Source organism: Paenibacillus sp. MER 99-2 (assembly GCF_023714095.1).
In the GTDB taxonomy this organism is placed as follows: Bacteria; Bacillota; Bacilli; order Paenibacillales; family Paenibacillaceae; genus Paenibacillus.
Map to the genome: position 1 here is coordinate 1,342,244 of NZ_JAMAUZ010000001.1, position 20,124 is coordinate 1,362,367.

17 protein-coding genes are annotated in these 20,124 nt (G+C 44.3%); 12 read left to right on the top strand and 5 right to left on the bottom strand.

Features of this window, described 5'->3' with window-relative positions; translation table 11 throughout:
• Positions 1-53: 53 nt before the first annotated feature.
• Complete coding sequence (locus tag M3636_RS06110) at positions 54-686, bottom strand: class I SAM-dependent methyltransferase (protein ID WP_251381559.1); 633 nt, start codon at positions 684-686, stop codon at positions 54-56.
• Between the two features lie 201 nt (positions 687-887).
• On the opposite strand from M3636_RS06110, the gene paiA reads away from it, so the two are divergent.
• Entirely contained in the window at positions 888-1,436 is a 549-nt protein-coding gene (gene paiA / locus M3636_RS06115) for a spermidine/spermine N(1)-acetyltransferase (protein WP_251381560.1), read from the top strand.
• Here paiA and M3636_RS06120 read toward each other — a convergent pair.
• Positions 1,390-2,247 (bottom strand): helix-turn-helix domain-containing protein, encoded by an 858-nt coding sequence (locus M3636_RS06120; RefSeq protein WP_251381561.1) that lies wholly within the window; start codon positions 2,245-2,247, stop codon positions 1,390-1,392. The genes paiA and M3636_RS06120 overlap by 47 nt on opposite strands.
• A 99-nt stretch (positions 2,248-2,346) precedes the next feature.
• Here M3636_RS06120 and M3636_RS06125 point away from each other — a divergent pair, with 99 nt between their 5' ends.
• Positions 2,347-5,526: a discoidin domain-containing protein gene (locus M3636_RS06125; RefSeq protein WP_251381562.1), complete on the top strand. Its 3,180-nt coding sequence runs from the start codon at positions 2,347-2,349 to the stop codon at positions 5,524-5,526.
• 107 nt (positions 5,527-5,633) lie between these two features.
• Here M3636_RS06125 and M3636_RS06130 read toward each other — a convergent pair whose 3' ends face one another.
• Together M3636_RS06130 and M3636_RS06135 are read right to left on the bottom strand one after the other, a co-directional pair.
• Positions 5,634-6,158 carry a GNAT family N-acetyltransferase gene (locus M3636_RS06130; protein ID WP_483311511.1) on the bottom strand — a complete coding sequence of 175 codons (525 nt, stop codon included), beginning with the start codon at positions 6,156-6,158 and terminating at the stop codon, positions 5,634-5,636.
• A gap of 72 nt (positions 6,159-6,230) precedes the next feature.
• Positions 6,231-6,800, bottom strand: coding sequence for a TetR/AcrR family transcriptional regulator (locus M3636_RS06135; protein WP_251381564.1), 570 nt, complete (start codon positions 6,798-6,800; stop codon positions 6,231-6,233).
• 281 nt (positions 6,801-7,081) lie between these two features.
• Between M3636_RS06135 and M3636_RS06140 the strand changes: the two genes are divergently transcribed.
• From M3636_RS06140 to M3636_RS06180, 9 genes are all read left to right on the top strand, one after another.
• Positions 7,082-7,522, top strand: a complete 441-nt coding sequence (locus M3636_RS06140; protein WP_251381565.1) for a nuclear transport factor 2 family protein — start codon at positions 7,082-7,084, stop codon at positions 7,520-7,522.
• 248 nt (positions 7,523-7,770) lie between these two features.
• A complete protein-coding gene (locus M3636_RS06145) occupies positions 7,771-8,760 on the top strand; it encodes a LacI family DNA-binding transcriptional regulator (protein ID WP_251381566.1) in 990 nt (329 codons plus the stop codon).
• Positions 8,753-9,631, top strand: coding sequence for a ribokinase (gene rbsK, locus M3636_RS06150; protein ID WP_128101811.1), 879 nt, complete (start codon positions 8,753-8,755; stop codon positions 9,629-9,631). The genes M3636_RS06145 and rbsK overlap by 8 nt, the downstream gene beginning before the upstream one ends.
• Positions 9,631-10,032 carry a D-ribose pyranase gene (gene rbsD, locus M3636_RS06155; RefSeq protein WP_128101812.1) on the top strand — a complete coding sequence of 134 codons (402 nt, stop codon included), beginning with the start codon at positions 9,631-9,633 and terminating at the stop codon, positions 10,030-10,032. Before rbsK ends, rbsD begins: the two co-directional genes overlap by 1 nt.
• 15 nt (positions 10,033-10,047) lie before the next feature.
• Positions 10,048-11,529, top strand: coding sequence for a sugar ABC transporter ATP-binding protein (locus M3636_RS06160; protein WP_128101813.1), 1,482 nt, complete (start codon positions 10,048-10,050; stop codon positions 11,527-11,529).
• A gap of 1 nt (position 11,530) precedes the next feature.
• Positions 11,531-12,499 carry a ribose ABC transporter permease RbsC gene (rbsC, locus tag M3636_RS06165; RefSeq protein WP_128101814.1) on the top strand — a complete coding sequence of 323 codons (969 nt, stop codon included), beginning with the start codon at positions 11,531-11,533 and terminating at the stop codon, positions 12,497-12,499.
• 14 nt (positions 12,500-12,513) lie between these two features.
• Positions 12,514-13,446: a ribose ABC transporter substrate-binding protein RbsB gene (gene rbsB, locus M3636_RS06170; protein WP_128101815.1), complete on the top strand. Its 933-nt coding sequence runs from the start codon at positions 12,514-12,516 to the stop codon at positions 13,444-13,446.
• Between the two features lie 330 nt (positions 13,447-13,776).
• The gene (locus M3636_RS06175) at positions 13,777-15,876 is read left to right on the top strand and encodes a serine hydrolase domain-containing protein (RefSeq protein ID WP_251381567.1); all 2,100 of its coding nucleotides are present in this window, start codon (positions 13,777-13,779) and stop codon (positions 15,874-15,876) included.
• A gap of 230 nt (positions 15,877-16,106) precedes the next feature.
• On the top strand, positions 16,107-16,961 hold the full coding sequence (locus M3636_RS06180; RefSeq protein ID WP_251381568.1) for a cupredoxin domain-containing protein: 855 nt from the start codon (positions 16,107-16,109) through the stop codon (positions 16,959-16,961).
• Positions 16,962-17,096: 135 nt separating this feature from the next.
• On the opposite strand, the gene M3636_RS06185 is transcribed toward M3636_RS06180, so the two are convergent.
• Positions 17,097-17,942: a helix-turn-helix transcriptional regulator gene (locus tag M3636_RS06185; RefSeq protein WP_128101817.1), complete on the bottom strand. Its 846-nt coding sequence runs from the start codon at positions 17,940-17,942 to the stop codon at positions 17,097-17,099.
• Between the two features lie 140 nt (positions 17,943-18,082).
• On the opposite strand from M3636_RS06185, the gene M3636_RS06190 reads away from it, so the two are divergent.
• Entirely contained in the window at positions 18,083-20,026 is a 1,944-nt protein-coding gene (locus M3636_RS06190; protein ID WP_251381569.1) for a glycoside hydrolase family 127 protein, read from the top strand.
• Positions 20,027-20,124 lie beyond the last annotated feature (98 nt).

Here is a 20,124-nt window from a genome sequence, read left to right on the forward strand (position 1 = left end):
ACGTATGCTTCAAGCGTTGTTCGCCCTTTTTATCTATCACTTTTCTATTATGATTAGGCTAATTCATCTTTCTTGCATTTAATATGCAAAAATGGGATCGAAGGTTTGTTTTTCATCATTTTGTTGGGCTCTTCAATTTCAGAAATTTCAATCTGTCCATATGCTCCGAATTCTTCTTGAATGGACTCATCATCATAGAAAAACATCTTAAGTCCTTCCATGATCTCATAATAATGATGATCGAGTTGTTGTCCTTGTCCAAACATCGGTGCTTTTGGGGAAACGGTTGTAAAAACCATATAACCATTAGGCTTTAATTGTTTGTAACAATGCTGAATAAACTGTTCTCGTTCCTGTCTGTTCAATAGATGAATCAGTGCATAACAAAATATACCGTCATACAAATGCTCATCAAATGGCATGTCGGTTACAGAGCCATGAGCAATTGGGAAATCAAGCCCGTGCTGCCTCGCTAAATGGATTGCGGTTTCGGAAATCTCAATTCCGGTGACCTGGATTCCGGCATCAATGAAGGTTTTGGCATTTCGACCATAGCCCACACCTGGGATGAGAATATCTTTAACGTTCTTTTCGAGGAAAAATGCCTTGGTTAGAATACTCGATTCTGTCGGTTCGAATCCCCACATCGTTTGTTTATCTATGAAACTGGATTCCCAGAATTCCATGGCACAGCCATCTCCTTTTTATTACACATATATAAAAGACATTTGAAGTCCTTAATTACTCTAATATATATTTAGTTCGTTGTAAATAGCAAATCACTAAATATATTATGTTGCATTTACAACAAAATTACATTAAAGTGATGATACAAATTGCATAGACTTTATTTAAATTTTATTAATTTTGTAAGGGGCGATTCATCCATGAACGTGAAAATAACAAAATGCACTCTTAACGAAGTGCTTCAACTTCAAGATATCAGTATTGAAACGTTCCACGACACATTTAAAAATCAGAATTCACCTGAGAATATGAAGGACTATTTGGAGCGAGCGTTTAATGCGGCACAATTAGAAAAGGAGCTGGCTAACCGCTCTTCACAGATCTATTTTATCTATTTCCACGACGAGCTTGCCGGATACTTGAAGATGAATATGAATGATGCTCAGTCCGAAAGCATGGGCGAAGAAGCGATGGAGATTGAACGAATTTATGTAAAAAAAGCATATCAGAAGCATGGTCTAGGTAAACATTTGCTCAACAAAGCCATTGAAATTGCTACCGAACAGAACAAACACAAAATCTGGCTTGGCGTCTGGGAGAAAAATGATAATGCGATTGCATTTTACAAGAGAATGGGATTTGTGCAACAGGGATCCCATTCATTTTATATGGGGGATGAGCAGCAGACGGACTTCATTATGGTCAAAACACACCATCCCTATAAGTCTTCCGATAGTTTGATGGAGTGACCCCAAAATGAGTGGAGAATTGCCTCGAGAAATAATCGGGTGAATGAAAACCAACGGTTAGAGCAATCTCGGTTATGGGGCGAAGCGTGTACTTCAACAGCTTCTCGGCTTGTTTCAGACGATGCTTCATCAGTGTGCCCATAATGGTATCGCCGACTTGTTCCTTGAACAAATGAGATAAACGCGAAGGAGACAGACATACGCGCTTACCTAGATCCTCAATAAGAAGTTGTGCTGTGTATTCCTGAGATATGATGTTGAGCACTTCCTGTACGCGTGCGTCTAACATCTTCTGCGACTGCTTCTGGCTGGCGACTAACAAAATGACTTCTTCAAGTGCGTTTAAGGTCAGCTCATCTCTCAACGCATCGTCTCCGTGTAATCGATAGGAGAGCACTCTCCACAAGGCTGATTCAATCGCTTGTCGCAAATGCTCGTTAAGTAGATCGAGTTGAATTAAAGGGCCGTTTGTATTGCTGGTAGGCATCCAATCGGCCCAGCTTAGGCGAGGGATAAAGTGAGCCCAGAGTTTCTCCCACACGCCTCCTTCCTCCGTAAAGTAATCTTGAATTGTGCCAGGAGATACCATGGTTAACGTCCCTGGTGTGCAGCTTAAGTATCCTTTTCCTCCATTATTAATCCATCCTTGTCCTGATAGGGTATAAATGATTAACCAGTCTTTGGTTCCTTGTTCACGATAACAAGAGTAACCATAAGGCTGGATATAATGATCGGACACGAGAATTCCGGGAGGATGTGTATATTGCTGTTTCGTCATTATCATAGCAGGATCGTTAGGGTTATTAGCCATATCCTCATTCCTTTCTGAGTAATCCTTATTCTAAAATAATATACGAGAGTTACTCAAAATTAAAGCGTTTACTAAGATGTGGGATAAGGAGTGAACTGCATGTCAGAGCAGCAGAAGGACAGGAGAATACTTCAACTTGCAGGGGCGTGGAAATATGCGCTCGACCCCGAGGATATCGGAGAATCAGAACAGTGGTATGACTCGTTTGTACCAGGTTCAGGCGAGACTGTATCGCTACCGGGCACACTCACCGTTAACGGAATAGCTGAAGCAGAGCAGTGGGGAGATACAATGGATCGGGAGTCGATCCGATCTCTACGTCAGCGCTATCGTTATATCGGAGCAGCATGGTACGAAGCGGAAATCGACATTCCTGCGGATTGCATAGATCGACGCTTCTTTATATTTCTTGAACGCGTAATGTTTCAATCTACCCTATGGGTGAATGGTAAATTGGCTGGGCAGCAGGACAGTCTGTCAGCACCTCATGAATACGATGTGAGTACACTCATTGAACCTGGAAAGGTAAACCGGTTTACGCTTCGGATCGATAATCGGGATGTACAGAATCTGGGTACTCATTCGAGTGCATACACGGAAGAAACGCAAACGATATGGAATGGAGTCATTGGACGTATCGAGTTACATGCGTTAGAGCCTTATTGGATCAACAATGTGCATATCTATCCTCGGCCTGACCTGCGTTCTGTTATCGTAAAGGGGACATGTCATAACACAACAGATGCGAGGGCTCATTTTCAATTAAAGGTAAGAGCCTCAATGAAGCAGGGGACGGCTCCACATGTAGGCGATGAGATAACAGAAGAAGTGAACGTGCCTGCTTCATCAGCTCAGAACTTTGAATTGGAATATCCTATGGGGCAAGATCCTTTGTTATGGGATGAGTTCACGCCTAACCTGTATGAGATGAAGGTAGAAGGAACCATAGTGTTAGATGAACATAACCCGGTTCGCGTCGTAACACATCAAACCTTTGGTTTACGCTACTTCAATCGTGAAGGCAAAATATTAAAAATGAATGGTCGGGCAGTCTTTTTGCGAGGAACCTTGGAATGCTGCATTTTCCCACATACCGGTCATCCTCCAATGGACATTGCATCATGGCAGAAGATCTTTCAAACAGCTAAGGAGTATGGGTTAAATCATATTCGTTTTCATTCTTGGTGCCCGCCAGAGGTGGCGTTTGAAGCAGCGGATCAATTGGGGATATACTTGCAGGTTGAATCTCCGATGTGGATGGATACGTGGAACATGGCTGTTGGTACACATCCAGAGCATTACACCTACTTACCGCAAGAAGCTCGCAGAATTGTGGAAGTGTACGGGAATCACCCCTCGTTCTGCATATACAGTAACGGCAATGAACTGAATGGTGACTTTGAGCTGTTGCATCAGATGGTTGCAGAGCTGAAAGTGAACGATGATCGACGTTTGTACACACTCACCACCAACTGGGATCGACCGCTTGATCCGGCAGACGACCTTTTTATTGCCCAATCGGTTGATGGTATTGGTGTTCGAGGACAATATTTTCCAGACAAGCTAGCCCTGTCAACAGAGCTCGATTTTCGAGAAGCCGTAGCAGCGCGGTCTGTTCCGGTCATCTCCCATGAAGTGGGACAGTATGCGGTATATCCAGACGTGCAAGAGATAGAGAAATACACTGGTGCGCTTCGTCCGGTAAATCTAGAGGCCATCCGTGCAGATATGGAGACACGAGGATTAGCAGAGGATATTCGCTCCTTTGTCCATGGTACGGGGATGTTTGCACTGCAATTGTATCGTGATGAGATTGAGGCTGCATTGCGCACACCGAGTCTAGGAGGGTTCCAGTTGTTAGATCTGCATGATTTCCCAGGACAGAGTACAGCTACGGTCGGCATCCTCAATGCATTTTGGGAATCGAAAGGCTTGACTGAGCCTCATCAATTTCGCGAATTCTGCGCATCAACAGTGCTGCTGCTCCGTATGCCAAAGCGCATCTATACCAATACGGAACAATTCGCTGCGGAGATCAATATTTCTCATTTTACTGCAACAGATATCCCGCCATCTTCTATCCACTGGGTTATCAAAAATAGTGAGGGGCAGGTTCTTGACCAAGGCTCATTACCAACGGATATCATCCCAAATGGGTCAGGGCAATCACTGGGAAATATCGTATCGTTGGCACCACAGTACATCAAGAAGAGTGACAGATTAACGATCTCCCTAGAAATTTTGGGTAGCGAAGTGCGAAATGAATGGCCATTTTGGGTGTACGAATCCCCAGAGAAGCATAGTGAATTCCCGCAGTCAATCATGGTGAAGCGAAGTCTGGATGATGAGATGGAACAGCATCTTACAGCAGGAGGACATATCCTCTTTCTGGCGCAAAAGGGTAAGCTGCAACATACGAGCCCGGGAAAATTTTATCCTGTGTTCTGGAGTCCGGCTCATTTTGCAACAGAAGCACCATGTGGTATTCTCGCTTATACTAACCACATGGCATTGAACGGATTACCAACCAGAGAATATGCAGAGCATCCATGGCAAGACTTGCTGGATCAATCCGTATCATTTGTAGTGAACGAAGGCATTCCATTCAACCCAATTGTTCAGGTCATTCCTAACTTCTATCACAATCGCAAGCTGACGAACCTTGCCGAATATAGCGTCGGTCAGGGCAAGGTGTTGATTTGCGGAATCAACATTGAAGACGATCTGCAGCATCGCCCTGTTGCAGATCAGCTTCGTACAAGTCTAATCGACTATGTTTCATCCGATTCGTTTGAACCCACAGTAGAGATTGAACTAAATCAGCTTCGTCAATTACTTGCCGAAAGTGAGCAACCTGCCGAGGCAGCATCCGATTATACAGTTGCAGCTAAAGACCTTGCACACATGAAGGCTGCATCCAGCGATAGTGTACGTGAAGGCCATGAAGCGATGTATGGAAACGACAGAAACAGTCACACCTACTGGCTGGCAGAAGATGATGCGCCAGGTCACTGGTGGCAGGTCGATCTGCTACATGAACACTCTATTACAGGAACGAAGGTGGAGTTTCATCAGGAAGGTAACTTCTTGTATGTGATTCAGGTTTCAGGTGATGGGCAACAATGGAGCGTTGTTTCGAATCAGACGGGTCAGACATCGACTGAATTGACGCGTGTAGATCGGTTTGAAGCGAAGGGAAGGTATGTGAGAATCGTATATAACGGGTTGCCCAGTAGGGTTCGAGCAGGACACCGGGCATTTGAGGTATATGGAAGTTAATAAGCGACAATGTGAGTTCCAAGAAAGAACGTCACTCTAGGGTGCCGTTCTTTTCTCACTTCTTCCTATGTTGCAATGACTGAATTTCTTATTCCGCTAAAGCCCTGTTACTTGAATAATTTATACCAGTACAAAGTGGTATCGATATCAGAATTATATGACTGCTTTAGTGTGTCAACTCCACCGAGTATGAATCCTTGTTTTACATAAAATCTGCATGCGCCCAGATTATCATCTTGGGCTTCCAAGGACATTCCGATAAGGTTCCTTTGTTTTGCCCACTCTTCTGCTTTGTTTAAGAGTAACTTTCCGACTCCACTGCCTCTATAATCTTGTTTGGTAGCAATATTTTCAATATAACAGAAGCGATTCCAATCCTTAATGATTCTGATCTGACCGATGCAAACATTATTTATATAAGCTAAAAATAAAGCTTTATCCTCTTGGTTTATATATTGGCTCCACTCAAGTTTATCATCTGGATAACGTATTTCTCTCGTTTCATCAAACAGAATTTCGGTATACGACCATTTTCCTGATTGCAAACTGGGGACAACTTTACCATACAACGTAAAATAATCATTGGTCATATTGATATGCTCAATTAAGTCATTAGTTAATGGAGTAATCATAATATTATTTTCACTGTTCAATAGTATACACTTCCTTTTATGATATTTAGCAAAATAACGAAGAGAATAGCTTTAGTTAATAACTTGGTTTCGCTTCAATAAACCCCATAATTGCTGTGCAACATCATCTGCTGATAGCGGCATATGGTTCAGAATCCACCACTCCACAATTCCGACAAAAGCGGAGGCCATGAATTGAGTAATCAACTCTTTATTATAGTTTAGATTAACCCCATCCATATGGATATGAATGTTAATGTGAGTTGTCGTAAGCTCTAACATACGGTCGCGGAATGCGGGAACGCCTTTATTGGAGAGCATGGAGAAGTAAAAATGGTGGTTCTCTTCAAAATAGCGCATTACAGGAAGAAATGAAGATTCGATGAGATCGATGGTTTCTCCATTGCGATCCGTTGTTGTTGTTACTGCAATCATCTGATTCAAGTTTTCTTCAATGCATTTGTTCAACAAGTCGTACTTATCACTGTAGTGAAAGTATACTGTTCCTCGATTAATATTTGCTCGATCGGCAATTTCATTGATCGTAATGTGCTCGAAATTTTTTTCTGCAATTAAAGAAACGAAGGATTGAAAGATTGCTGCCTTTGTTTTTGCAATTCTTCTATCGATTCTGACCTCCATCGAACTAACCTCCAGATAAGATATCTAACACCTCACTCCATTGCGTTGGATATCCAACACAATGGGCTAGATTAACGATTGAATTGATTCGTATATCTCATATAATAGTCAATAAGCGTTATTTATTCAACAAATGTTGGATTAATTAATAAGCGAATAACGTCGAGCATAGAAAGGATGATCCGTTGAAATATTCCTATAAAGGAATGAAATGATTCAGATGTCTGAGTCGGATAACAACGTATTATCAAACTAATATTTTACCCAAGGAGGATAACTTCATGTCATTAGAAATTTTACAAGCAAAGTCCGAACTAAGAGACCTCATTGATTCGTACGCAACATTAACCGACGCCAAAAAGGTCTCGGAACAGATGTTATTATTTACGCCAGATACACGATTTAAAGTGTATTTCGGAGATCAACTGGTGTCTGATGTTACGGGGACTAAACAGTTAGAGGAAGAGTTCAATGGTCATGTTGCACTGGTGAAACGTTACTTCACGGCCAATGCACAGCATGTTGTGCAAGTAGATGGGGACTCAGCAACGGGTGTTGTATTTTCGCAAATGAAGATGGTGAGGGATGAAGAGGGGCAAGACGTGTTAACGGATTATAGTGTGCAATACCACGATGTATATGTTCGCCAAGACGAGAAGTGGTTCATTCAGGAACGGACATCGCATTATATCATTGTGGAAGCAAGAGTATTACAAGGATAAAGGATGTGCTGGAATTTCAGAATGGCAGGGTCGTGTTAACCACGAGCTTGTCATTTTGGCTTTCAGATTCACATCCGTATGTGGCTTAGTTCTGAGTCAACAGATACGATCTGAAGAGCTATTATGAGCATAGATTGAAGCACTCATCCGGCTTGCTAGGATAAATTTCCAGTAACGAAATGCTTGTCAAATGAAATAGAATGTGATAATTTATGTCTGTAACCGGTTACACATAAGGAGAAAAAATGATGAAAACGATAAAAGACGTAGCAAATCTGGCTGGCGTATCTGTAGCCACCGTATCAAGAGTCATTAATGACAGGGGTTACGTTCATGCGGATACTCGCAAGAAAGTAGAAGATGCCGTGAAGGCGCTCAACTTCTCCCCAAATGAAGTGGCTCGCTCATTATATAAACGCAAATCCAAACTGATTGGCTTGTTGCTGCCCGATATTGCAAACCCTTACTTTCCACAGCTTGCTCGCGGAGTTGAGGATCGGATGCAGGAGCAGGATTATAGACTGATATTCGGAAACAGTGATGAGGATGAGCGAAAGGAGCAGGATTACATCCAGACGTTCATTCAGAATAACGTGGTTGGTGTGATCTCTTCAACGAACTACCCTCATTCTTCAATATATGAGAACCTGAAGATTCCTGTAGTGTTTCTCGATAGAACCTCTTTAGATCGACCTTCTGTGTATGCGGATGGTAGAGAAGGGGGAAGGCTAGCAGCCAAGGAGATTATCAGACGGGGCAGCCGCCGGATCACGGTTATGCAGGGACCGACACATATTCGCCCAGCTCAGGATCGCTTTGAAGGAGCTATCGAAACTATTCGTGCAGCTGGACTTGATTACCGGGTTATTCAGACAACCTCATTCTCGTTTAACGAGGCAGGTGTGTGGGCTGAAGAGTTATTCAAGAATTATGCCGACACGGATGGAGTTATTGCCAGCAATGACATCGCCGCGATGGCCGTTCTGCATGAGGCAGCACGAATTGGAAGGAAAGTCCCTGAGGATGTTCAAGTCATTGGGTTCGACGACATTCCGATGAGTGGTCTCTTATCGCCAGCATTGTCCACGATTCGCCAACCGGCATATGAGATGGGAAGAGAAGCGGCGGGATTACTTATCAAGCTTGTGGAACAAACTGCAATTGAGGATAAAAACATACAGTTGCCTGTTGGATTCATTGAGCGGGGAACAACGAGAAAGGTGAGTACAGATGGCTAAAATTTGCGTGATTGGTAGCAGTTCTATGGATTTAGTCGTTACTTCTTCAAGAAGACCAGGAGCGGGTGAAACCGTTCTTGGCGAGAGCTTCAAAACAGTCCCTGGCGGCAAAGGAGCGAATCAAGCTGTTGCTGCTGCCAGACTGGGAGCTGAGGTTCATATGATCGGACGGGTAGGGGAAGACACCTTCGGTACGGACATTTTGAACAACTTTGAAGCAAATGGTGTAAATACGCAAAATGTGAAACCGGTTACACATTTAGAAAGTGGAACGGCTCATATCATTCTCGCGGAAGGTGATAATAGTATTGTTGTTGTTGAGGCGGCGAACCGTGAAGTGACTCCCGCTTATGTCGATGAGGCGGTTGATGTGATACGTAATGCAGATATCGTATTGATCCAACAGGAGATCCCAGAGGAAACGGTGGTTCACGTTAGTAGACTGTGCGCGAAGTTTGGAACACCGCTGTTATTGAATCCAGCACCCGCAAGAGCGATATCACAAGAGGTCATTGAACATGCTTCCTACATTACGCCGAATGAGCATGAGGCAGAAATATTGTTCCAAGGTGTAAGTCCAGCAGAGGCGCTGAGACAGTATCCGAACAAATTGTTTATTACAGAAGGCAGCAAGGGCGTACGTTATTATGACGGAGAAAAGGAAGTTCTTGTGCCAACGTACCAAGTGAAGGCCGTTGATACAACTGGCGCGGGAGACACATTCAATGCCGCATTTGCAGTCGCTCTGGCTGAAGGCAAGCCGCTACAAGATAGCATTCGCTTTGCTAATCGAGCTGCATCATTGTCTGTGACCAAGTTCGGAGCGCAAGGTGGAATGCCAACGCGAGCTGAAGTGGAGGAGAGTCTGTAATGAAAAGACATGGCATACTCAATAGTCACATTTCCAAAATACTCTCGGATCTCGGTCACACGGATCTGATTGCGATTGCGGATGCCGGACTTCCTGTACCGGAAGGAGTACGCAAGATTGATCTGGCTCTGAAGCTGGGAACACCGAGTTTTCGTGAAGTCGTAGAAACGATTGCGGATGATATGGTCATTGAAAAGGTTATTGTGGCAGAAGAAATCCGAGAGGCAAACCCCGAAGCGCTGCAATTTATGATAGACAGATTCGGAGAGGACAACGTATCTTTTTCTGTCAGTCATGAGCAATTCAAGGTGTTAACAAGGCAGGTAAAGGCGGTTATCCGCACAGGTGAGGCTACGCCTTATGCCAATTGCATTTTACAAGCAGGAGTCCATTTTGGTTAACAAGGAGGTTGCGTTATGCATATTCAGATGCACAACATTCACAAAGCGTTTGGCACCAATCAGGTGCTAAGCGGAGTGGATTTTGAACTGCAAGAAGGTGAGGTTCACGCCCTAATGGGGGAGAACGGAGCAGGCAAATCCACACTGATGAATATTCTGATTGGTCTTCATCAGCGGGATCAAGGCACAATTAAGATCGACGGAAAGGAAACGTATTTCACCAGTCCGAAGGAAGCAGAGAAATTAGGCATCACATTTATTCATCAGGAGCTGAACGTCTGGCCTGAAATGACGGTGCTGGATAACCTTTTTATCGGGAAAGAGGTCACTTCCTCGTTTGGGTTGCTCAATACAAGACAAATGAAAGCGCTTGCCAAAGAACAGTTCAGCAAATTATCTGTGGACATTCCACTTGATCGACCTGCGGGAGAATGCTCCGTTGGTCAACAACAGATGATCGAAATTGCAAAGGCACTAATGACAGATGCAAAGGTAATTATAATGGATGAACCAACAGCAGCACTTACAGAGCGAGAGATTCAAAAGCTGTTCGGAGTAATCACGTCACTGAAGAAAAATGGTGTATCCATCGTCTATATCTCTCACCGCATGGAGGAAATATTTACAATCTGCGAACGGATTACGATTATGCGTGATGGCATAACCGTAGATACCAAATCAATTCCGCAGACGAGTTTTGACGAAGTCGTTCGAAAAATGGTTGGTCGAGAATTAACGGAACGTTATCCCGCTCGAAATCCTTCTTATGGCGAGGTTGTTCTGGAGGTCAGAAACGCGAGCAGCAAAGATTCATTTCACGATGTGAGCTTTCATGTTAGGGCGGGTGAAATTCTAGGCTTCTCAGGACTTATGGGCTCTGGACGAACAGAAATGATGAGAACGATCTTTGGTCTGGACAAGCTGGATCAAGGGGAAGTAGTGATTCGCGGTAAAAAGGTGAACATTCGTAAACCCGTTGATGCGGTCAGACATGGTATTGGCTTCATTACCGAAGATCGCAAGGACGAGGGTCTTGTGCTCGACTTCTCCATTCGTGAGAATATGGCACTGCCAAATCTGTTCAGTTTCTCCAGCAAAGGTTTCATCTCGACTGCAAAAGAACAGGAATTCGTGGATACACTGATCAAACGATTACAGATCAAAACACAATCTTCCGAAACGGCTGCTCGCAATCTATCGGGTGGTAATCAGCAGAAGGTGGTTATCGCAAAATGGGTCGGCATCGGTCCAAGTGTGCTCATCCTGGATGAACCTACACGAGGCGTTGATGTTGGAGCGAAGCGTGAAATCTATCAGCTCATGAATGAACTGACAGACCGGGGCGTCGCCATCATTATGGTGTCGTCAGAGCTACCCGAAGTGCTCGGGATGAGTGATCGAATCGCGGTTGTGCATGAAGGGCACATTAGTGGCGTGCTGTCTAAAGAAGAAGCCACTCAGGAAAATATTATGACATTGGCCACAGGGGGACAGTGATATGACAACAATGGACAACAAAACTGCCAAAAGCGGCTTCCGTTTCTCAACCGTAACACAAAAATTAGGACCGTTACTGGGCTTAATCATTCTCATTCTCATCGTTTCAATCTTGAATCCTAGCTTCTTGGAACCGCTTAATATCTTGAATCTACTGCGTCAGGTATCGATTAATGCGCTCATTGCGTTTGGGATGACATTTGTTATTCTCACCGGCGGAATTGATCTATCGGTTGGCTCGATCCTCGCGTTATCCAGTGCTTTTGTTGCCAATATGATGTTATCTGGTTTAGATCCGATCTTGTCGATCATTATCGGGGTAGCACTAGGTGGTGTTATGGGGATGGTCAACGGTCTTATGATAACCAAAGGTAAGATGGCACCTTTTATCGCAACATTGGCAACGATGACGATATTCAGAGGATTAACGTTGGTTTACACGAACGGTAATCCAATTACAGGTCTTGGTGATAGCCTACTGTTCCAATTGTTTGGACGTGGTTACTTGTTAGGAATTCCCGTACCAGCCATTACCATGCTGATTACGTTTATGATTCTGTGGATTATTCTGCACAAAACAGCCTTTGGTCGCAAAACATATGCTATTGGTGGTAATGAGAAAGCTTCCATTATCTCAGGCATCAAGGTTACACGTGTTAAAGTGATGATCTATTCTTTGGCGGGTATGCTTGCAGCGCTGGCAGGAGCGATTCTTACATCACGCTTGAACTCTGCACAACCGACAGCGGGTACTTCCTACGAGTTGGATGCGATTGCTGCAGTTGTACTCGGTGGTACGAGCCTTTCTGGAGGAAGAGGACGCATTGTTGGTACGTTAATCGGTGTTCTGATTATTGGTGTATTGAATAATGGATTGAACTTACTCGGGGTGAACTCCTTCTACCAAATGGTCGTGAAGGGCGTTGTTATTGCCATTGCAGTCCTGCTGGACCGCAAGAAAACAGCATAAGGAGAGATGCAACTATGAAAAAAATAACTTTGACACTCATAAGCATGCTAATGATTATTGTACTGGCAGGTTGCTCCTTGGAACCTCCGGGTTGGGCTAAGCCAGACGCTGCCGGAAGTAAAGGACAGAAGAAAATCGGGCTATCGATTTCAACGTTAAATAATCCATTCTTTGTTTCACTGAAGGATGGGGTCGTGGCTGAAGCGCAAAAACAAGGCATCCAGGTCATTGTCGTTGATGCACAGAATGATTCGGCGAAACAAACGAACGATGTGGACGATCTGCTTCAACAAGGTGTAGATGCATTGCTCATTAACCCTGCGGATTCTGCGGCAATCTCTACAGCGGTTCAGTCTGCGAACAGTGTGGGAATTCCAGTGATTACACTCGACCGTTCCGCGGATAAAGGTGAAGTGGCCGCCTTGGTGGCTTCGGATAATGTCAAAGGTGGACGCATGGCAGCTGAATACTTTGTGGAACAGCTTGGTGAGGGCGCAAAAGTTATCGAGCTTGAGGGTGTACCAGGAGCTTCCGCAACACGGGAGCGGGGCAAAGGTTTCCATGAAGTTGCTGACGAGAAACTCGACGTGGTGGCTAAACAATCAGCTGACTTTGACCGTTCCAAAGGGTTGAATGTCATGGAGAATCTGTTGCAAGGTAATCCAGATGTGCAAGCGGTATTTGCCCATAACGATGAGATGGCACTTGGTGCAATTGAAGCAATCCAAAGTTCCGGTAAAGACATCCCGGTTATTGGATTCGACGGTAATGATGATGCAATCAAATCGATCCAAGATGGTAAGTTGACAGCAACGGTCGCGCAGCAGCCTGTGTTAATTGGTAGCTTGGCGGTACAAGCAGCGCTGGATGTACTGGACGGCAAACAGGTAGAGCAATCCATTCCGGCTGAACTGAAGCTGGTCACGAAGGAAAACGTAAATGAATAAATCGTTCTATTCTCCATATTGAAATTGAAATAATAATTAGTATGGAGATATAGATAGACTCGCCCATCGATTAAAAGTCGCATCATTGCGACTTTTTTTCTTTATTTAGATTACTTCCTCGTACTTCAAGTTGAACCGACCCAACATACTCTCCAACAAGCAATATTTTACAATCCCCTTAGTGAGCACCATAAAATCGTTGCAACAGGGGCGTGTGTGCAGATTTATTCATGTTCAGTTCATATCGTCGTCACGACCAGTACATCTTCTCCCATTACACTTTATTCAGTACCAACATAATGATTCTCAGACACAGAAAAACAGGAGATGATGAGATTGTCACGAAAGAAACGAACTTCGATAACGGCAATTACCTTAGTACTTGCCATGTTGTCTCCCACGTATGCCTTGGCTAGTTCGGATACGGGGAATAGCGCTAATCTTACTTACAGATCGACGGAGAGAGCTGTCATTGAGAAAGCTAACCTTTTAACCCAGTCATATGGCACAACAAGTGTGCAGTATGCACTTATGGATGAGGGAAAGATCGTACTCTCTGGACAAGTAGGGGTAAACGACCTCAAGGGAGAGATTCCTCTTACGGCAGATACGATGTATGGTATTGGGTCAACGAGTAAAATGATGCTTACGACTGCTGTAATGAAGCTCGTCGATGAAGGCAAGGTAAATCTAGATACACCTATCGTGAACTATATCCCGGATTTCAAAATGAAGGACAAGCGTTATCAGCAAATTACACCACGTATGTTATTGAATCATTCTTCCGGGCTTCTTGGGACGTCGAGCAATAGTGCCATCTTATTTGGAGACAACGATACGTATGCACATGACACTTTACTGGAACAACTAGCTAACCAGAACCTGAAGGCAGATCCTGGCGCCTATTCCGTGTATAGTAACGATGGTTTTACATTAGCTGAAATTCTAGTCGAGAGGGTCAGCGGCATGAGCTTCACTACTTTTCTTCATCGTTACATCACCGAGCCACTGGATATGAATAATACCCAGACGCCTCAAGACCAGGTGGATCTGAGGCAAATGGCAGCAACCTATTCTGCCACGAATGCGAAACAACAACTTCCATTAGAGACCACGAACATGATCGCTTCAGGAGGGATCTACTCGACTGCGGAGGATCTAGTGAAATTTTCGAGAATTTTCACAGGACAAGTCGAAGGTATTCTCTCACGTGAATCTGTAGATGCGATGGAACAAGAAGAATACAAGAGCGGTATATGGCCAGAAGAAAGCGATTCGTCCATTGCCTATGGACTAGGTTGGGACAGTGTTAATCTGTTTCCGTTCAACGATTATGATATTAAGGCAGTTACCAAAGGCGGTAATACCATAACGTACCATTCATCGTTAATTGTGCTTCCCGAATTCAATATGGCAGCAGCTGTAACGTCCTCGGGGGGCACAAGCACAACAGATCAACTCCTTGCAACTGAACTGTTACTGGGCGCGCTGGAAGAGAAAAATATCATTCCAGAGCGAAAGCCCGAGAAATCGTTCTCCACACCTGTAACAGCAGCGATGCCAAAGGAGTTGTTGAGTCATACAGGTATATATGGCGGCGGAGCCAATTTGGTAATGAAGTTGGATGTGAAGGATAACGGACAATTAACAGTGTCTACGCCATCTACTCCAACCAATTCAGATCAGAGATATACGTACACTGCTGATGGTTCTTTTGTTAATGACGAGGGAACGGAGAAATTGCAGTTCGTTAATGAGGACAATGGAAAAGTTTATCTATGGTCACGCTCATATAAGTCCGTACCTGGTCTGGGTCAGATTGCTTCTTCCGAATACAAGGCTGAAAAGTTAGATACTAATGAATTACCTAATGATGTGGCAGCTGCTTGGCAGAAGCGAGAAGGCAACACATATTACTTGGTAAATGAGAAGCATACGTCAACACTATATAACATTGCTCTTCCGGTTATCCCCATTCACACCTTTAACGAATGGCCAGGATATATCTATACGAACAAAATTGTCGGAGCAAACGAAGCAATGAACCAACTCCAAATTCCTGGCTTAGCCGGTCGTGACACGATGAATTTTGAATTCTATCAGGAAGATGGGATTGAATACGTTACGGCAGGAGGAAACGTCTATGCCAGTCAAGAGGTTGTGAGACCGATCTATTCGGGTAATCAATCGAAGACAACCATTCAAGCTAATGGACACGCCACTTGGTTTACGGTACCATCCTCAGCTGCAGGTAAAACGATGAAGATCCAAATGCCTTCAAATGGTGCATTTGCTGTATACAACCAGGCAGGTATAGGGGTGAATCACACGGTGGTTAGCGGTCAGAATGAAGTTGTGTTGCCAGAGAACGGTAGCATTGTATTTGCCGGTGAGCCGGGTTCGACGTTTGAAATCTCACTGAGAAAGTAACATTGGGTACCAGGTATGGTGATCAACCAATATGATTCCTACAGAAAGTCGCGGAAACGCGGCTTTTTTGTGTTCTTGTTTTGCTAAAGCATCCCAGGTTAGAAGATGTTGATCGAAAGATTATGAAATATTTAAGAATGTTTAAAATTTGAATTGTATTTGCTCCATTCAGTGCACTACAATGTGTAGTATGGAACTATTCAAAATGTTATATATCAGGAGGTTCATATATGTTAATTTCCATACTAAGCATTCTCATCATTGTTTTTCTATCCGGATATATTATATTGAACACGTATAAACGCAAAGAGAACCTCAATGGTATGCCTGGCATGATGATTGCCATGAGTATAGGCATGATGGCTAGTCTTGCTCTAGGGTTTCAGTTAGGCGTAGTGTTCAATCACGATCTGGCGGTGCCTTCCATGATCGCTATTTTATTTGGATTGGGGACGGGGTATTTTGCAGGAAAGCCCATCAGTGTGCTCGCTTCCTTGGATGGCATGTTAGCCGGGATTATGGGTGGAATGATGGGAGCCATGCTCGGCTCTATGCTTGGTTTCAGTTATATCATGGTATTGTTCGTTGATATCTTGTTTATCCTTATCTTCTGCGCTGTTCTTCAAATTATAGGTTCAGGTGCAGCTGAGACGAAAGCACCCAAAAAGGACGGAATAAGTGTAGCGTTTATTGCAGGTGTAGTCACTGTTGCGTTCGGCATCGTCTCGGTTGGCGTACTCCTATTAAATCAATATCAAGATAGCCGGAACCCTACTGTTCATGCACCGACAAAAGAACAAACTTCTGTTCAACAAAATGTGAGCTATGACGTTATTCCAATTGATATACAATCCAACGGTTTTAGTCAAAATAACATCGTTGTACAAGCAGGTGTGCCAACCCAGATTAACTTTATTAAACACTCCGGCTACACTTGTATTAAGAGTATTGAATCCGCGGATCTAGGGTTTGATGTGTATCTTGAGAAGGGTGACAATTATATTACGTTAAAGGATTTGAAACCTGGCACGTATCATTTTAATTGTGGCATGTATATGTACTATGGAACCATCACCGTTGTATAAAGCGACCAATCATTGCATCTGCAAAACTCAGCCTCAAAAGTAAACTGAAACACCTGATCTCAGGTATGGTGATCAACCAATATGATTCCTACAGAAAGTCGCGGAAACGCGGCTTTTTTTGCTGCATGGCTGCCATCATCTCAGATATTGCTTACGGAATTGCAGTGGGGAGATTCCCATCTTACGTTTGAAACACGCGGAGAAGTAAGGGGAGTAGCGAAAACCAACTTCTTCGGCAACACGTTCAATAGACCAATCGGTGGTCACCAGCAAACGTCTAGCACGATCGAGCCGTATCTCCTGCAAATAGTCCGAGGGGGTGCAACCGTACCTGGCTTTCATGCATCGTACAATATAATTGGGGTGAAAATGTAAGGCTTCTGCAAGCAGCTCATTGGTAACTTTGTTCTGATAATGAGCCTGAATGTAGGTAGCCGCGCGTTCTGCTAAACGGGTTGCAACCGATTCGGTTTCTCTTGAGCCACTCTCTTCAAGTATGCTTAGTAGGTTGCCTAGCAGTTGCTGCTCTCTCCAAAATGTAGCGTTCGTTGGTAAAGTCAGCAGTTGCTCAACTATGTCGTACACAGCCTGAGGATCTGGGAGACGTAGGTACTTAGGCAGTCGAAGCATGTAGGAATTATCGAAAGGGCGTGACGAATACAGCGCAGGACTAAGACTTGTGTCATCTGTTGCCAGGGTGCACTGCCTTGCTTCGTGCTCAAAATGAATCCAGTAAAATAACGTATCTTCGGTGCAGGGTTGAAACGAATAATGTTCGCCATCTGGCAAGAGCAGCAGCATATCCCCACTCAACAAGCGCCACTCTGAACCGTTCTCACCCATGAATAAACCACCTTCAGCAACGATGAGTAGATCGTAGATGCCAAGCTTGCTTCGATGAGGATGATGATCTCCAGTGCTGTATTCTGTACGACCTGCGCCTAGGAAATAAGGGATTGGTGGCAGTTCAAGTTCAATCATGGTGTTATCGCTCAGATGAAACACTCCTTATGTTGTGTTATTTTTTATAGAAAAAGGTTCATTCCGTTCCTATTAAGCTCATTCTATCAAGCATATAATGGAGGACATGGAGAGTCAATTACTATAGGAGGCATGACGAAGTGAATACAACAAATGTACGCATCGAGGACAAATTCTGGGAAGACTATTCTGCATTAGTAAGAGATACGGTCATCCCGTATCAATGGCAAGCATTAAACGACCGTGTAGAAGGAGCGGAGCCTAGTTATGCTATTCGGAATTTCCGCATCGCCGCTGGACTTGAAGAGGGAGAATTCGGAGGATGGGTGTTCCAGGATAGTGATCTATATAAATGGTTGGAAGCGGTTGCTTACACACTTCGCTCTCAGCCTGACCCGGAATTAGAGAACATCGCAGATGAAGCGATTGAACTAATCGGCCAAGCTCAACGAGAAGACGGATATGTGAATACGTATTTCACGATTAAGGAACCAGGTAGAGAATGGACGAATTTATATGAAGCTCACGAACTCTATTGCGCAGGACACCTGATTGAAGCCGCTGTAGCCTATGCCGAAGCAACGGGCAAACGTCGATTGTTAGATATTGCATGCCGCTTCGCTGATCTGATCGATCATTTGTTTGGGGTGGATGCTGGTCAGAAGCAGGGGTATTGCGGGCACCAGGAAATTGAGCTTGCGTTGGTCAAGTTGTACTATGCAACGGGAGAGCAACGTTATCTGAAGCTCAGTCGTTATTTCATTGATCAACGTGGCAGTCTTCCAAGTTATTTTGAGGAAGAATGGGAGCGACGCGGTAGAAAAGGTCACTGGTCAGATAGTAAACCTAATCTGGAGATGTACCAGTCCCATCTGCCTGTACGTGAGCAGACAGCCGCAGTTGGGCACTCCGTGCGTGCAGTTTATATGTACACTGCGATGGCTGATCTCGCTCGATTGACTCAAGATACTACCTTGAAAGAAGCATGTGAGCGGCTATGGGAGAATACAACGCGGAAGCAGATGTACATCACGGGTGGGGTTGGTTCAACCCATCGAGGAGAAGCTTTCACCTTCGACTATGACTTGCCGAACGATACGGTGTATGCAGAGACCTGTGCTTCCATCGGACTTATATTCTGGGCACGGCGGATGCTTCAGCTTGAAGCAAAGAGTGAGTATGCGGACATTATGGAGCGGGCGTTGTACAACAACGTACTAGGTAGTATGTCTCGGGATGGCAAGCACTTTTTCTATGTTAATCCACTTGAAGTATGGCCTGAGGCAAATAAACGAAATCCGGATAAACAGCATGTTAAGCCTGTTCGGCAGGCATGGTTTGGCTGCTCTTGCTGTCCACCAAATGTAGCACGCTTGCTCAGCTCGCTGAACGATTATATTTACGATGTATCTTCAGAAAAGAATGAGATTCATGTGCATTTATACATTGGTAGTCATCTGCAATTCACATCAGCAGACGGTTGTGATGTATCCCTTCGCCAGACATCGGAGCTGCCTTGGCAAGGCAAGGTGGAATTTAACGTGTCACTGGATGATAAGCATGTAGGTAAAACTACTTTTGCACTAGCCTTACGAATTCCTAACTGGCATCAGAGCGGGCAGCCTGTTCTCAGTGTCAACGGAGAGGTTCAAGTATATGATGTGAAGGACGGCTATGCGCAAATCAACCGAATCTGGAACGATGGTGATGTGGTGCAGTGGTCAATACCATTAGAAACGAAGCTAATTGCCGCTAACCCACAGATTAGAGCCAACGCAGGCAAGGTAGCTATTCAGCGTGGACCTCTTGTCTATTGTGTGGAGGAGGCAGACAACGGTGTATTGTTATCCTCACTTTCGCTTGCAAATGGGACTCCATTAATCGAGCGTGAAGCTTCTGATCTATTAGGTGGCTGTATCGTCGTTGAAGGGGACGCAAGGAGGGAGAACACCTCTGGATGGTCGGCGAATGAATTGTACAAACCTCTGGCAGCTGAGCCAACGCAGGTTCGCTTTACAGCGATTCCTTATTATTTGTGGGGTAACCGCGAGGCTGGGGAAATGAGTGTTTGGTTGCGTATTTGATAGATGGATGATATAGGAGTTAATGATTATGCATAGAATAAATGACCCCATGAATAAATAACACATAGAGATCCTTAGTTTTGGTGACTAAGGGTCTC

Bases quoted from the DNA above. Each gene is read 5' to 3' on its own strand.
- M3636_RS06135 (WP_251381564.1), bottom strand. From the start codon at position 6,800: ATGGAGGTCAGAATCGATAGAAGAATTGCAAAAACAAAGGCAGCAATC.
- rbsD (WP_128101812.1), top strand. From the start codon at position 9,631: ATGAAAAGACATGGCATACTCAATAGTCACATTTCCAAAATACTCTCG.
- rbsB (WP_128101815.1), top strand. From the start codon at position 12,514: ATGAAAAAAATAACTTTGACACTCATAAGCATGCTAATGATTATTGTA.
- M3636_RS06180 (WP_251381568.1), top strand. From the start codon at position 16,107: ATGTTAATTTCCATACTAAGCATTCTCATCATTGTTTTTCTATCCGGA.
- M3636_RS06175 (WP_251381567.1), top strand. From the start codon at position 13,777: ATGAGATTGTCACGAAAGAAACGAACTTCGATAACGGCAATTACCTTA.
- M3636_RS06145 (WP_251381566.1), top strand. From the start codon at position 7,771: ATGAAAACGATAAAAGACGTAGCAAATCTGGCTGGCGTATCTGTAGCC.
- M3636_RS06125 (WP_251381562.1), top strand. From the start codon at position 2,347: ATGTCAGAGCAGCAGAAGGACAGGAGAATACTTCAACTTGCAGGGGCG.
- M3636_RS06110 (WP_251381559.1), bottom strand. From the start codon at position 686: ATGGAATTCTGGGAATCCAGTTTCATAGATAAACAAACGATGTGGGGA.
- M3636_RS06185 (WP_128101817.1), bottom strand. From the start codon at position 17,942: ATGATTGAACTTGAACTGCCACCAATCCCTTATTTCCTAGGCGCAGGT.
- rbsK (WP_128101811.1), top strand. From the start codon at position 8,753: ATGGCTAAAATTTGCGTGATTGGTAGCAGTTCTATGGATTTAGTCGTT.
- rbsC (WP_128101814.1), top strand. From the start codon at position 11,531: ATGACAACAATGGACAACAAAACTGCCAAAAGCGGCTTCCGTTTCTCA.
- M3636_RS06140 (WP_251381565.1), top strand. From the start codon at position 7,082: ATGTCATTAGAAATTTTACAAGCAAAGTCCGAACTAAGAGACCTCATT.
- M3636_RS06120 (WP_251381561.1), bottom strand. From the start codon at position 2,247: ATGGCTAATAACCCTAACGATCCTGCTATGATAATGACGAAACAGCAA.
- M3636_RS06160 (WP_128101813.1), top strand. From the start codon at position 10,048: ATGCATATTCAGATGCACAACATTCACAAAGCGTTTGGCACCAATCAG.
- M3636_RS06130 (WP_483311511.1), bottom strand. From the start codon at position 6,158: ATGATTACTCCATTAACTAATGACTTAATTGAGCATATCAATATGACC.
- paiA (WP_251381560.1), top strand. From the start codon at position 888: ATGAACGTGAAAATAACAAAATGCACTCTTAACGAAGTGCTTCAACTT.